This window comes from Streptomyces sp. NPDC055506, from assembly GCF_053643595.1.
In genome coordinates, this window is the sequence record NZ_JBSHKH010000059.1 from 1 (window position 1) to 12,221 (window position 12,221).

Annotated in this window: 13 protein-coding genes; 8 read left to right on the forward strand and 5 right to left on the reverse strand. The window is 71.8% G+C overall.

Annotation, left to right across the window (positions count from 1 at the left end):
* Positions 1 to 119 precede the first annotated feature (119 nt).
* The 3 genes from ACWIF2_RS22365 (at position 120) to dnaK (ending at position 4,189) form a co-directional block, all read left to right on the forward strand.
* Positions 120 to 1,502: a hypothetical protein gene (locus tag ACWIF2_RS22365; RefSeq protein WP_454362388.1), complete on the forward strand. Its 1,383-nt coding sequence runs from the start codon at positions 120 to 122 to the stop codon at positions 1,500 to 1,502.
* On the forward strand, positions 1,499 to 2,239 hold the full coding sequence (locus ACWIF2_RS22370; RefSeq protein ID WP_454362389.1) for a glycerophosphodiester phosphodiesterase family protein: 741 nt from the start codon (positions 1,499 to 1,501) through the stop codon (positions 2,237 to 2,239). The genes ACWIF2_RS22365 and ACWIF2_RS22370 overlap by 4 nt, the downstream gene beginning before the upstream one ends.
* A gap of 84 nt (positions 2,240 to 2,323) precedes the next feature.
* Positions 2,324 to 4,189 carry a molecular chaperone DnaK gene (gene dnaK, locus ACWIF2_RS22375; RefSeq protein ID WP_454362390.1) on the forward strand — a complete coding sequence of 622 codons (1,866 nt, stop codon included), beginning with the start codon at positions 2,324 to 2,326 and terminating at the stop codon, positions 4,187 to 4,189.
* Between the two features lie 21 nt (positions 4,190 to 4,210).
* On the opposite strand, the gene ACWIF2_RS22380 is transcribed toward dnaK, so the two are convergent.
* Together ACWIF2_RS22380 and ACWIF2_RS22385 are read right to left on the reverse strand one after the other, a co-directional pair.
* On the reverse strand, positions 4,211 to 4,678 hold the full coding sequence (locus ACWIF2_RS22380) for a nitrate reductase molybdenum cofactor assembly chaperone (protein ID WP_454362391.1): 468 nt from the start codon (positions 4,676 to 4,678) through the stop codon (positions 4,211 to 4,213).
* A gap of 93 nt (positions 4,679 to 4,771) precedes the next feature.
* Positions 4,772 to 5,635, reverse strand: coding sequence for a helix-turn-helix domain-containing protein (locus ACWIF2_RS22385; RefSeq protein WP_454362392.1), 864 nt, complete (start codon positions 5,633 to 5,635; stop codon positions 4,772 to 4,774).
* 260 nt (positions 5,636 to 5,895) lie between these two features.
* On the opposite strand from ACWIF2_RS22385, the gene ACWIF2_RS22390 reads away from it, so the two are divergent.
* On the forward strand, positions 5,896 to 6,321 hold the full coding sequence (locus ACWIF2_RS22390) for a hypothetical protein (protein ID WP_454362393.1): 426 nt from the start codon (positions 5,896 to 5,898) through the stop codon (positions 6,319 to 6,321).
* Here the strand turns inward: ACWIF2_RS22390 and ACWIF2_RS22395 are convergent.
* Complete coding sequence (locus tag ACWIF2_RS22395; protein WP_454362394.1) at positions 6,303 to 7,118, reverse strand: helix-turn-helix domain-containing protein; 816 nt, start codon at positions 7,116 to 7,118, stop codon at positions 6,303 to 6,305. The two genes, ACWIF2_RS22390 and ACWIF2_RS22395, sit on opposite strands and share 19 nt — an antisense overlap.
* A gap of 128 nt (positions 7,119 to 7,246) precedes the next feature.
* Here ACWIF2_RS22395 and ACWIF2_RS22400 point away from each other — a divergent pair, with 128 nt between their 5' ends.
* Both ACWIF2_RS22400 and ACWIF2_RS22405 read left to right on the forward strand, forming a co-directional pair.
* On the forward strand, positions 7,247 to 7,552 hold the full coding sequence (locus tag ACWIF2_RS22400) for a 4a-hydroxytetrahydrobiopterin dehydratase (RefSeq protein ID WP_454362395.1): 306 nt from the start codon (positions 7,247 to 7,249) through the stop codon (positions 7,550 to 7,552).
* 4 nt (positions 7,553 to 7,556) lie between these two features.
* Positions 7,557 to 8,315 carry a class I SAM-dependent methyltransferase gene (locus ACWIF2_RS22405; RefSeq protein WP_454362396.1) on the forward strand — a complete coding sequence of 253 codons (759 nt, stop codon included), beginning with the start codon at positions 7,557 to 7,559 and terminating at the stop codon, positions 8,313 to 8,315.
* Here the strand turns inward: ACWIF2_RS22405 and ACWIF2_RS22410 are convergent.
* On the reverse strand, positions 8,284 to 8,760 hold the full coding sequence (locus tag ACWIF2_RS22410; RefSeq protein ID WP_454362397.1) for a hypothetical protein: 477 nt from the start codon (positions 8,758 to 8,760) through the stop codon (positions 8,284 to 8,286). The two genes, ACWIF2_RS22405 and ACWIF2_RS22410, sit on opposite strands and share 32 nt — an antisense overlap.
* Positions 8,757 to 9,236, reverse strand: a complete 480-nt coding sequence (locus tag ACWIF2_RS22415; protein WP_454362398.1) for a hypothetical protein — start codon at positions 9,234 to 9,236, stop codon at positions 8,757 to 8,759. The genes ACWIF2_RS22410 and ACWIF2_RS22415 overlap by 4 nt, the downstream gene beginning before the upstream one ends.
* Positions 9,237 to 9,275: 39 nt before the next feature.
* Here ACWIF2_RS22415 and ACWIF2_RS22420 point away from each other — a divergent pair, with 39 nt between their 5' ends.
* Both ACWIF2_RS22420 and ACWIF2_RS22425 read left to right on the forward strand, forming a co-directional pair.
* A complete protein-coding gene (locus tag ACWIF2_RS22420; RefSeq protein WP_454362399.1) occupies positions 9,276 to 10,244 on the forward strand; it encodes a helix-turn-helix transcriptional regulator in 969 nt (322 codons plus the stop codon).
* A gap of 38 nt (positions 10,245 to 10,282) precedes the next feature.
* On the forward strand, positions 10,283 to 12,193 hold the full coding sequence (locus ACWIF2_RS22425) for a rhamnogalacturonan lyase (RefSeq protein ID WP_454362400.1): 1,911 nt from the start codon (positions 10,283 to 10,285) through the stop codon (positions 12,191 to 12,193).
* Positions 12,194 to 12,221 lie beyond the last annotated feature (28 nt).

Genomic DNA, 12,221 nt, shown 5'->3' on the forward strand with positions numbered 1-12,221 from the left:
GGTCACTGATCTTGCAAACGTTGGCGGCCTCGTCGAGGATCGCGAGCATCGGCGGGTCCAGGCGCCCGCGGCCGGGGTAGAACCAGACGCATCGGAACCGACGGGCCGGAAGGAACGCGATGCTGCCGGGAACCTCCCCGAACGCGACGGTGCTCGACTCCGCCACCCGCGACCGGACCCGCGTCCTGCTGCTGGTCAGCCTCTCCGGACGGCTCCGCCCCGGGGACACCGGCCTCGGCGCCCTCGTCGACCGCTACGACTACGGCCGCTTCGCCTCGCACCTGATGACCAGCCAGGACGTGCTCCCCGTCCCGGTCCTCGACGAACAGGTCGCGCCCCGCCGGCTGCGGCTGCCGCAGGGCGACCACGGCCTCGGGCTCGCGTCCCTGCGGATCCTCGTCGTCACCACCCCGCGCGGCGACGCCACCCTGGTCGTGGACTGCGCCTTCGCGGGCGAGACCACGGCAGGCGACCTCGCCGCCTGGCTGGCCACGACCTGCTTCGACCGGGAGCGCATCGAACTCGACGACCGCCCGCTCCTCCAGACCCTGACCGAGCAGCTCGGCCGCCCGCTCGCCCTCGGCCAGAACGTGCACCAACTCGTCTTCCCCGGCGGCCGGTTACAGCGCGAACTGCTCAGCGCCGACGAGGCCCGCAAGGCGATCCTGCTGAACGAGATCGTCTACCGCGGCCGGATGCCCTGGAACCCCGCCACGCCCTACGACGCGAGCCTCGCACCGCACCTCAGGAACCACGGCCTCACCCTGTCCGCCCTCGGCCGGGGCGTCTCCGTCCAGGCCGGCTGGGCCCCGCACGTCGAGAACGGCCTGATGCTCGTCGCCGTCGGCATGGTCTCCGCCCTCGCCGTGCTCCAGCGCACCCGGCTCGCCGCCTTCGCGATGATGAAGGCCAACGAGCAGGCCCTCACCGACTCGCCCACCGAGATCCGCTCCCTGATCTCCCGTCTCTCCGCGGGCGTCAACGAACTCCAGCTGGACCTCGCCTTCGGCGTCGAGGCCTACGTCGACAGCCTGCTGATCCCCGAGATGGTGATGGAGGCCTTCCAGTCCTCGCAGCGCGACGCCCTCGGCATCCGCGACAGCCTGGAGAACTCGGCCCGCATGGTCGAGCGCCTGACCTCGGTGATCAGCGCCCGCTCCGCCGCCCTGGACGCCGAACTCGCCGAGCGCGACGAGCGCCGCGACCGCACCGTGTCCGGCCTCGTCGCCGCCGCCACGCTGATCGCCCTGCCGCCGACCCTGCTGCTGGCCTTCTTCGGCGTGAACGGCACCGACGTCGACGACCACCGCTCCATCCTCGACCTGCGCGCCTACGGCACGGCCTACGCGCTGGCCTGGCTCCCCTTCGTCGTCCTCGTCGTGATCGGATACGTCCTGCTCAGACGCATCAGCACCCGCTCCGGCTCACTGCTGCCCACGTCCGGCGACGACGCCGTACCCGTACCGCCCCCACGCCCGCCCTCCGGGAGCCCCCGACCATGACGCCACGCCCCGCCGTCTCCGCCCACCGGGGCGGCTCCGAGCGCGCCGACGCCGCCACCTGGGAGGCGTACAAGGACGCGCTGGAGTCCGGCGCGGAGTACGTCGAGTTCGACATCCGCCGCACGGCCGACGGTGTCCTCGTCGTCTACCACGACCCCCGGGTCGGGCCCACCGGCCCGCCGCTGTCCCGGCTGACGCACGCCGAGCTGAGCGAGCGGGCCGGATACGACGTGCCCGTGGTGGACGAGGTCATGGCGCTGATCGCCGGGAGACTGGTGGCCCACCTGGACCTCAAGGAGGTGGGCTACGAGCGGGACGTGGTCGACCGGGCGGTGGCCCTGCTCGGCACGGACGGACTCGTCGTCACGACGCTGGAGGACCGTTCCCTCGCCGCCGTGACACAGGCCTTCCCCGGGGTGCGCACCGCGCTGTCCCTGGGGCGCGACCGCAAGGAGCTGGCCCTGGCCCGGCTGCCCGGGACCCGGCTGAGCGAGCTGTTCCCCGCCCGCCGGATCCGCGCCTGCGGGGCCCACGGCGTCGCCGTGCACCAGCGACTGGCCAGGACCACCGTGCTGCGCGAGGCGACCCGGCGCGGCCTGTTCACCATGGTGTGGACGGTCAACGACGACACCCTGATGCGGGCGTTCCTCGCCCACCCGCGCGTGGACGTGCTGGTCACGGACCGGCCCCGGCGCGCCGTGACCCTGCGCGGGCCCATCACCCCTTCGCGCCATTGACAACAGCGCACTCAAGTTTTGTGCTGGAAAGTAGGGAATGAGCGGGGAGTGAGCGGGGGAGTGCCCTGACGGAAGGGGACGGCGATGGGACGAGCGGTCGGGATCGACCTGGGGACCACGAACTCGGTGGTGGCCGTGCTGGAGGGCGGTGAGCCCACGGTCATCGCCAACGCGGAGGGGGCCAGAACCACGCCCTCGGTCGTGGCGTTCGCCAAGAACGGCGAGGTGCTGGTGGGGGAGGTCGCCAAACGGCAGGCCGTGACGAACGTCGAGCGCACCGCCCGATCGGTCAAGCGCTACATGGGCGACGCGAGCTGGCGTTTCCCGGACCAGGGCGATGTGGACGGCACCCGCTACCGGGCGCAGGAGCTGTCCGCCCGGGTGCTGCAGAAACTGAAGCGGGACGCGGAGTCCTACCTCGGCGAGGACGTCACCGACGCGGTGATCACCGTCCCGGCCTACTTCGACGACCATCAGCGGCAGGCGACCAAGGAGGCCGGGGAGGTCGCGGGCCTGAAGGTGCTGCGGATCATCAACGAGCCGACGGCGGCGGCGCTGGCCTACGGGCTGGACAAGGAGAACGACCAGACGGTCCTCGTCTTCGACCTCGGCGGCGGCACCTTCGACGTGTCGCTGCTGGAGATGGGCGAGGGCGTCATCGAGGTGAAGGCCACCAACGGCGACACCCACCTCGGCGGCGACGACTGGGACCAGCGGATCGTCGACTACCTCGTCAAGCGCTTCAAGGGCCAGTACGGCGTCGATCTCGGCAACGACAAGATGGCCGTGCAGCGGCTGCGGGAGGGCGCCGAGAAGGCCAAGATCGAGCTGTCCAGCTCCACCGAGACGACGATCAACCTGCCCTACATCACGGCCTCCGCCGAAGGGCCGCTGCATCTCGACGAGAAGCTGACCCGGGCCCAGTTCCAGGAGCTCACCGCCGATCTGCTCGACCGCTGCAAGGCGCCCTTCCACCAGGCGGTCGACGACGCCGGGGTCAAGCTCTCCACGGTCGACCACGTGATTCTCGTCGGCGGCTCGACCCGGATGCCCGCGGTGACCGAGCTGGTCAAGGAACTCACCGGCAAGGAGCCCCACAAGGGCGTCAACCCCGACGAGGTCGTGGCGCTCGGTGCCGCGCTCCAGGCGGGCGTCATGCGCGGCGACGTCAAGGACGTGCTGCTGCTCGACGTCACCCCGCTGTCCCTGGGCATCGAGACCAAGGGCGGCATCATGACGAAGCTCATCGAGCGCAACACGACCATTCCGACCCGGCGTTCGGAGATTTTCACGACGGCGGCCGACAACCAGCCCTCGGTCGGCATCCAGGTCTACCAGGGCGAACGGGAGATCGCCGCCTACAACAAGAAGCTCGGCGTCTTCGATCTGACGGGCCTGCCGCCGGCACCGCGGGGCGTGCCGCAGATCGAGGTGGCCTTCGACATCGACGCCAACGGCATCATGCACGTCTCCGCCAAGGACATGGCGACCGGCCGCGAACAGAAGATGACCGTCACCGGCGGCTCGGCCCTGGGCAAGGAAGACATCGACCGCATGATGCGCGAGGCCGAGCAGTACGCCGAGGAGGACCGCAGCCGCCGCGAGGCCGCCGAGACCCGCAACCAGGCCGAGCAACTCGTCTACCAGACGGAGAACTTCCTCCGCGACAACGGCGACAGGATCCCGGCCGACACCAAGTCCGAGGTCGAGTCGGCCGTCACCGAGGTGAAGGGACAACTGGACCAGCAGGCGGACACGGCCGCCCTGCGCACCGCCGTCGAGAAACTCGCCTCCGTCAGCCAGAAGATGGGCCAGGCGATGTACGCCCAGGCCCAGCAGGCACCCACCGAGTCATCTCCCGGCACCGCGCAGGAAGAGGAGGGCGTGGTCGACGCGGAGATCGTGGACGAGGAGAAGGACCAGCGGGACGAGAAGGGCGGCGCCGCATAGGCCGGACCACCCTCGGCAGTCCTAGGGACCGCTGTGCGCGGGCGGCAGCGTCGCGCACACCGCGTCCAGGACCGTCGCGTACGGCGTACCGAAGGCGGTGAGCCCGGCCCGGAGGCGGTCGAGGCCGTCGCGGTGCTCGGTGAGCAGTTCGGTGCTGCCCGTGCGGGCGGCGAACTCCAGGACCGCGGGCAGGAAGTCGGGCGGTTCCTCGCCGGTGGTCTCCAGGCCGTGCGCGCGGTACACCTCCTCGGAGGGCGCAGGTGCCGCCTCGCGCCAGACGCTCAGGTACAGGCTGTGGTCCTGCCCGGCCTCGAAGACCTCGACGTAGTGCGCGGCCAGCTCCCGGGGCGGGGTGAGGGCCGCGTGGTCGGCGAACTCCCGCAGCTGCGGGGCGGCTTCGCGCAGCAGCGACAGCCGGGCGCGGAAGTCGTCGTCGGGATACATCAGGCACAGCGCGGCAGCTTGGTACAGCACCTCGAATCCGGGCATCGGACCTCCTTCGCGTGCGCTCCCTTGCCTGCACCGTCATGCCGACGCTAGGGGCGGGCCGCGCAGGACACCCGCCGACGGGGCCCGTACGGGTCAGAAGCCCTCGCGGAACTCCCGCAGGAGCGTCTCCGTGCGCTGCGCCGAGCCCGCCCGGGCCGTCATGTGGTCCAGGACCTCCAGATGCGCGGAGACCTCCTTGCGGGAGTCCAGGTACAGCGCTCCCGTCAGATACTCGGTGAAGACCATGTCGGGCAGCTCCGGCTCGGCGAACCGGAACAGCGAGAACGGGGCGTAGGTCCCCGGATGCGGGCCGTCCTTGAACTCGGCGATCTGGAGCGTGACCCGGTCGCGCGCGGCGTACTCCAGCAGCTTGTCCAGCTGGTCGCGCATCACCCGGCCGTCGACACTCACCGGGCGGCGCAGCACCGTCTCGTCCATGATCACCCACAGGTGGGGCGGGTTCTCACGCTCCAGGAGCCGCTGCCGCTCCATGCGCAGCGACACATGCCGCTCCACCGCCTCAGGGCCCGCGTTCGCGATGGTGCCCGCCTCCAGCACCGCACGCGCGTACCCCTCGGTCTGCAGCAGCCCCGGCACGAAGTGCGGCTCGTACGAGCGGATGATCCGGGCGGCGCCCTCCAGGCTCACGTACAGGCTGAACCACTCCGGCAGCACGTCGTGGAACCGCTGCCACCAGCCCGGCTGGTTCGCCTCCTCGGCGAGGTCGACGAACGCGCTCACCTCGTCCTCGGGCACCCCGTACGCGGTCAGCAGGATCTGCACGTACGGGATCTTCAGCGCGACGTCGGCGGTCTCCATCCGCCGGACGGTCGCGGGGGCGACACGCAGCACCCGGGCGGCCTCCTCACGACTCAGGCCCGCCGCCTCGCGCAGCTCCTGGAGCCGCTTGCCCAGCACCACCTGGCCCACGGTCGGTGCGGCCCGCCGTTCACTCACGCCACGCCTCCCCAACGCGCCCAAGCCCGCGCTCAGTCTGTCACGTCCCGCTGACGGTCTCACAGTGCCGGCGGTGAGGAGATCACGGGAGCGGACGTGTCGCCGGGGCATTACCCCGCGGGTAATCGACCCCTCGCGGCCGGAACGGGATCGTGAACGTACCGGGCCCCGGACCGGCGCACTCCGGCCCGGGGCCCGGCCCTGGGGGGATCCATCAGAAACCCCCAACCACACCATGACCCGACGGAGGGTGATGCCCCATGTCCGCGATCCAGCTCGCCGCACTCGCCCGGACCTCCGAGCCGCAGTCGATGCTCCGCCGCTTCCTGGCCCTGGACGCCCTGGTGACCGGCGCCAACGCCCTCGCCTACCTCGCGTTCCCCGGCCCCCTCGGGCGCTTCCTCGGCGTCGGCTCCACGCTGCTGCTCGCACTGGGCGCGTTCCTCGCCGCCTATGCCGCGGGCGTCGGTCTGCTGGCCTCCCGACGGCGGCCGCCGGCGCTCGGTGTGCGGGCCGTCGTCGAGGGCAATCTCGCCTGGACGGTGGTGAGCCTCGCGGCCCTGGCGCTGTGGCTCACGCCGAGCACGGCGGGCGCCCTGTGGACGGTGCTCCAGGCCCTGACCGTGGCGGGGTTCGCCGTCCTGCAGCACATAGCACTGAAGGCCCGTCAGGACAGCAGCGACTGAAGGTACTTGGCCGTCGCCGCGTCGGCCGGCAGCAGCGTCTCGATGGCCAGCTCGGCGACGGTCACGTCCATCGGGGTGTTGAACGTGGAGATCGAGGAGATGAACGACAGCGTCCGCCCCTCGTGCTCGATCCGCAGCGGCAGCGCGAAGTACGGCACCGGCTCCGCGGGCTCCTCGGAACCGGCCTCCGCTTCCTCCTCGGGCACCGGATACGCCGCCACCTCCTCGTACAGCTCCCGCAGCGGCTCGGAGCGGTGCAGCGCGATCTGCCGCTCCATCTGCTCCAGCAGGTGACCTCGCCAGGCGCGCAGATTGCGGATGCGGGGGGCGAGCCCCCGCGGGTGCAGGGCGAGCCGCATCGCGTTCAGCGGCGGCTCCAGCAGGGACGCGGAGACGCCGTCGACCAGGGTCATGATCCCCCGGTTGGCGGCCACCACGTTGTACAGCGCGTCCACCACCAGCGCCGGATACGGCTCGTATCCCCCGATCAGCCGCTCGATGCCCTCGCGCAACGCGCCCAGCGCAGGGTCGTCCAGCGGGGTCTCCGGGTAGCGCGGGGCGTAACCGGCCGCCAGCAGCAGCGCGTTGCGCTCCCGGACGGGCACGTCCAGATGCTCGGCCAGCCGCAGCACCATCTCCTCGCTGGGCCGGGACCGGCCCGTCTCGACGAAGCTGATGTGCCGGGCCGAGGAGTCCGCGCGCAGGGCCAGCTCCAGCTGGCTGACCCGGCGCTGCTCCCGCCAGGCCCGCAGCAGCGGACCCACGCCCTGGTCGGTCGTGGACGGGTGAGTGGTCATGCCGGGACCGTAGTCGAGAACCGGCCGTGCCCGACAGGCGCACGCCTCTGACCAGGGTCTCGGGCGCCCCGCTGTGGCAGGCTGAGAGGACACCGAGGTCACCGGCGCAAGGGAAGGAGGCGCAGCCCATGCCCGTCGAACCGCTGTCGCAGAAGGAGGTCGAGGACCGGCTTGCCGAGCTTCCGGGCTGGTCGCTCGACAAGGACCACCTCATCCGCTCCTACCGGCTCGGCTCGCACTTCGCGGCGACGGCGATGGTCGTGCACATCGCCCAGGTCCAGGAGGAACTGAACCACCACTCCGAACTCACGCTCGGTTACAACACCGTCTCCCTGTCCCTCCACACGCACAGCGCGGGCGGCGCCGTCACCGAGAAGGACTTCGAGCTCGCCCGCAGAGTGGAGGACCTGGCCCCCGGGCACGGGGCACACTGACCGGGTGCTCGACTACGACAAGGAAGCGGAGCGGTACGACGCCTCGCGCGGCGGCGAGCCCAGGGCGGCCGCCGCCGCGGAAGCGGTGCTGAGCCTCGTACCGACGCAGACGCGCAGCCTGCTGGACCTCGGCTGCGGCACCGGCATAGTGACCCGGCGGCTCGCGGCCGCACGCGACGGCATGCGGGTCACCGGCGTGGACCTCGCCCCCGCGATGGCCCAGCAGGCCGCCGCCCGGCTGCCCGGTGCGGTCGTGCTCGCCGACAGCAGGCGGCTGCCCTTCCGGGACGGGGAGTTCGACGCGGTCAGCAGCGTGTGGCTGCTGCACCTGGCCGCCGGGCCCGCCGAGGTGCGGACCATCGTCGGCGAGTGCGCCCGGGTGCTGCGGCCCGGCGGGGTCTACGTCACCACGGTCGACAAGGCCGCCTCCCACAACGTGGGCAGTGACATCGATGTCGTCCTGTCCTCCCGGCCGCCCAGCCCGGTCCGGGACGCGGCGGCGGACATCGTGTCCTGCGCCGCCGCTCACGGCCTCGTCCCGGCCGGGCAGGCCCGCTTCCGGGGCCACGGGCAGGGCCGCAGCCCCCGGCGTACGGTGGCCGACCTCAGACGCGGCTGGTTCGTCACGCTGCCGCCCGGCGACCCGCTCGCCGACGGCTTCGCCACCCGGCTGGCGGAACTCCCCGACCAGGACCGGCCCCGCCCCGACCCGGTCTTCACGCTCCGGGCCTTCAGGAAGCCGACGGATCCTCCGGCCGGGTGAAGTCCATGATCCAGTTGGTCACCCACGTCCGGCCGCCGTCCACGGAGAACGCCTGCTCCCAGCGGGCGGCCGTGTCACGCACCCCCGACCACACGAACCGCACCAGCACGTCCTTGCCGTCGTGGGTGTCGCTGCCGGTGAATTCGCCGCGGTCGCCCTCGAAGTGACCGAAGACGGGCGGGAACAGGGTGCCGGTGCGGCTGGAGGCCCAGTTCAGGGACCACATCTTGGTGACGGGGTCGAACAGCCGCAGGGTGGCGCCCTTCGAGCCCAGATGCGGCATGTCGATCTCGTCGATGTTGGCGGCCCCGCCGAACAGCGGCCGGCAGTGGCTGGTGCCCGTGAACTCCTCCCATCCGCTGTCCGGGTCGAGGAAGTCGGTGCTCCGGCGGTGCAGGACCCGCCAGTCGCCGTGGAAGAAGTCGAAGTCGTGCGGGCTGCTCATGGGCGGTCTCCAGTGGTTCCCTCGGGCAGGGAGTCGGCCAGGTAGGCGTCGAGGTCGGGGGTGGCGGGGGCGAGCATGTGGCGCACCCAGGCGTCGCGTTCGTGCAGGATCGGCGGCAGCTCCCAGACGCAGCCGATCCATGGCTTGCCGGTCGGGACGAAGTGCGTGGGGTCGTTGTCCGGGCAGCCGAGGACGGGCTGGCCGGCCGCCGCGCCCTCGAAGTGCAGGACGTTGTCCCACACCCAGCTGTAGGCGTTGAGATAGGCGCCGTCGTCACCGCCCCGGTGCAGGACGACGAACGTCGCGGGCGGGGTGCCGTCCGGCTTCGGCAGCAGCGTGGGCAGCAAGCGGTAGGCGGTCTCCTCGACCTCGGGCGCGACGCCCGCCGGGTCGGCGGTGACGTGGTAGCGCTTGACCCACCGTCCCGCCACCTCGACGGGCGGCGGCACGGTCAGGCGTTTCTCCGTGAAGGGCATGGCGGGACGCTAAGGCCGGTTCACTGCCATCCTGTGTCAGTGAAGTCCAGCCGACTCGTCTCGATCCTCCTGCTGCTCCAGACCCGTGGCCGGATGACCGCCGCCGAGCTCGCCGAGGAGCTGGAGGTGTCGGTGCGGACGGTGTACCGGGACGTGGAGGCCCTGGGCGCCGCCGGGATCCCGCTGTACGGCGACGCGGGCCACGCCGGCGGCTACCGCCTCCTCGACGGCTACCGCACCCGCCTCACCGGCTTCACCACCGGCGAGGCCGAGGCGCTCTTCCTCGCGGGCGCCCCCGCCGCCGCGGCCCAGCTCGGCCTCGGCTCGGTCCTGGCCGCCGCCCAGCTCAAGGTGCGTGCCGCCCTGCCGCCGGAGCTGCGCGTCCACGCCGACCGGATCAGCGGCCGCTTCCACCTGGACGCCCCCGGCTGGTACACGGACGCCGACGACACCCCGTACCTCCCGGCCGTCGCCGACGCCGTCTGGAGCGGCCGTGTGCTGCACGTCCTGTACCGCCGCTGGCGCGAGCCCACCGATGTGGAGCGCCGTCTGGAGCCGTACGGGCTGGTGCTGAAGGCGGGCCGCTGGTACGTCGTCGCCGGGCCCGGGCCGCGTACCTTCCGCGTCGACCAGATCCTCGAACTCACCACCGGCGACGAGGAGTTCTCCCGCCCCGCCGACTTCGACCTGGCCGCCTACTGGGCGGCGTACCAGCGCGACTTCCACGACCGGCTGTACCGCGGCGAGGCGGCGGTGCGACTGGCCCCGGGGACGACGCTCACCGGCCCGGCGGGGGAGGCCGTCCGGCGCGACGGACGTACGGACGAGGACGGCTGGACGCGGGCCACGGTCCCGATCGAGTCCGTCGAGCACGCGCACGCCGAGTTCCTGCGCCTCGGCACGGCCATCGAGGTGCTGGCCCCGGAGGAACTGCGCTCGCGCATCGCCCGCACGGTCGCCGAACTGGCCGAGCGGTACGGCAACTCCCGTGCCCGCGGCGGCGACTGAGAGGCGGAACCCGCCCGTCCTCCCAGGAGGTCCGTCACGTGAAGCACCCCCACAGACACCGCAGACGCCGTGTGCTCCTCCCGGTGGCCGTGGCCACGGCGGCGCTCGCCGGCGCCGGCCTGACCACGTTCGCCACCGACGACGCCTCCCCCACGCTCGAACTGACTCGCGCGGGAGGGGCCCCCATGGCCGCCACCGCCCGGCAGGTCGAGAAGCTCGACCGGGGCGTGGTCAGCGTCCACACCGGCAGCGGCAACCTGGTCAGCTGGCGCTGGCTCGGCACCGACCCGGACAACGTCTCCTTCAACGTCTACCGGGCCGGTACGAAGGTCAACTCCACACCGGTCACCGGCTCCACGAACTACTTCCACTCCGGCGCACCCGCCCAGGCCGACTACACCGTCCGCGCGGTCGTGAACGGCACGGAGCAGGGCGACTCGGTGCACGCGGTCCAGTTCCGCACCGGCTACAAGGACATCCCGATCTCCCCGCCCGCCGGCGGCACCGCCCCGGGCGACTCGGCGTACACCTACGAGGCCAACGACGCCTCCCTCGGCGACCTCGACGGCGACGGCGCCCTGGACATCGTCCTGAAGTGGCAGCCCACCAACGCCAAGGACAACTCCCAGTCCGGCTACACCGGCAACACGATCATCGACGGCATCAAGCTCGACGGCACCCGGCTGTGGCGTGTCGACCTGGGCCGCAACATCCGCTCCGGCGCGCACTACACGCAGTTCCAGGTGTACGACTACGACGGCGACGGCAAGGCCGAGGTCGCCATGAAGACCGCCGACGGCACCAAGGACGGCACCGGCGCGGTCATCGGCAGCTCCTCGGCCGACCACCGCAACTCCAGCGGCTACGTGCTGGCCGGGCCCGAGTTCCTGACCATGTTCAACGGCCAGACGGGCAAGGCGATGCAGAGCGTCGACTACGTCCCGGCCCGCGGCACCGTCTCCTCCTGGGGCGACTCCTACGGCAACCGCGTCGACCGCTTCCTCGCGGGCACGGCCTACCTGGACGGTTCCCGCCCCTCCCTGATCATGGCGCGCGGCTACTACACCCGCACGGTGATCGCCGCCTGGGACTGGCGGGGCGGCTCCTTCACCCGCCGCTGGACCTTCGACACCAACTCCTCCACCAACAGCGGCAAGGGCTACGACGGCCAGGGCAACCACAGTCTGTCCGTCGCGGACGTCGACGCGGACGGCAAGGACGAGATCGTCTACGGCGCCATGACCGTGGACGACAACGGAGGCGGACTCTGGACCACGAAGACGGGCCACGGTGACGCCGGCCATGTCGGTGACCTGAACCCGTCCCGCGCGGGCCTGGAGTACTTCAAGGTCTCGGAGAGCACCAGCCAGCCCGGCTCATGGATGGCCGACGCCCGCACCGGCGCGATCCTCTGGAAGACCGCCTCCGGCGCCGACAACGGCCGGGGAGTCTCCGCCGACATCCACGCGGGCAGCGCGGGCGCCGAGTCCTGGTCCGCCTCCGACACCACCCTGCGCTCGGCGACCGGCGCCTCCCTCGGCCGGGAACCCTCCAGCGTCAACTTCCTGTCCTGGTGGGACGGCGACCCCGTCCGTGAACTCCTCGACGGCACCCGCATCGACAAGTACGGCACGTCGGGCGACACCCGCCTGCTGACCGGATCCGGCGTCTCCTCCAACAACGGCACGAAGTCCACGCCTGTCCTGTCCGGCGACATCCTCGGCGACTGGCGCGAGGAGGTCGTCTGGCGCACCAGCGACAACACAGCCCTGCGCGTCTACTCGACCCCGCACGAGACGAACACGAAGATCACGACCCTGCTCCATGACACGCAGTACCGCACGGCCCTGGCCTGGCAGAACACCGCGTACAACCAGCCCCCGCACCCGAGCTTCTTCCTCGGCAACGCCATGCCGACGGCTCCGCGGCCGACGGTCTACACCCCGTGAGACCCCGGTGGGTGCGCGCCCCGGGGGG

What these genes read in the sequence shown, in the direction of transcription:
- ACWIF2_RS22400 (WP_454362395.1), top strand. Translation starts at nt 7,247, where the DNA reads ATGCCCGTCGAACCGCTGTCGCAGAAGGAGGTCGAGGACCGGCTTGCC.
- ACWIF2_RS22410 (WP_454362397.1), bottom strand. Translation starts at nt 8,760, where the DNA reads ATGAGCAGCCCGCACGACTTCGACTTCTTCCACGGCGACTGGCGGGTC.
- ACWIF2_RS22415 (WP_454362398.1), bottom strand. Translation starts at nt 9,236, where the DNA reads ATGCCCTTCACGGAGAAACGCCTGACCGTGCCGCCGCCCGTCGAGGTG.
- ACWIF2_RS22390 (WP_454362393.1), top strand. Translation starts at nt 5,896, where the DNA reads ATGTCCGCGATCCAGCTCGCCGCACTCGCCCGGACCTCCGAGCCGCAG.
- ACWIF2_RS22365 (WP_454362388.1), top strand. Translation starts at nt 120, where the DNA reads ATGCTGCCGGGAACCTCCCCGAACGCGACGGTGCTCGACTCCGCCACC.
- dnaK (WP_454362390.1), top strand. Translation starts at nt 2,324, where the DNA reads ATGGGACGAGCGGTCGGGATCGACCTGGGGACCACGAACTCGGTGGTG.
- ACWIF2_RS22380 (WP_454362391.1), bottom strand. Translation starts at nt 4,678, where the DNA reads ATGCCCGGATTCGAGGTGCTGTACCAAGCTGCCGCGCTGTGCCTGATG.
- ACWIF2_RS22395 (WP_454362394.1), bottom strand. Translation starts at nt 7,118, where the DNA reads ATGACCACTCACCCGTCCACGACCGACCAGGGCGTGGGTCCGCTGCTG.
- ACWIF2_RS22370 (WP_454362389.1), top strand. Translation starts at nt 1,499, where the DNA reads ATGACGCCACGCCCCGCCGTCTCCGCCCACCGGGGCGGCTCCGAGCGC.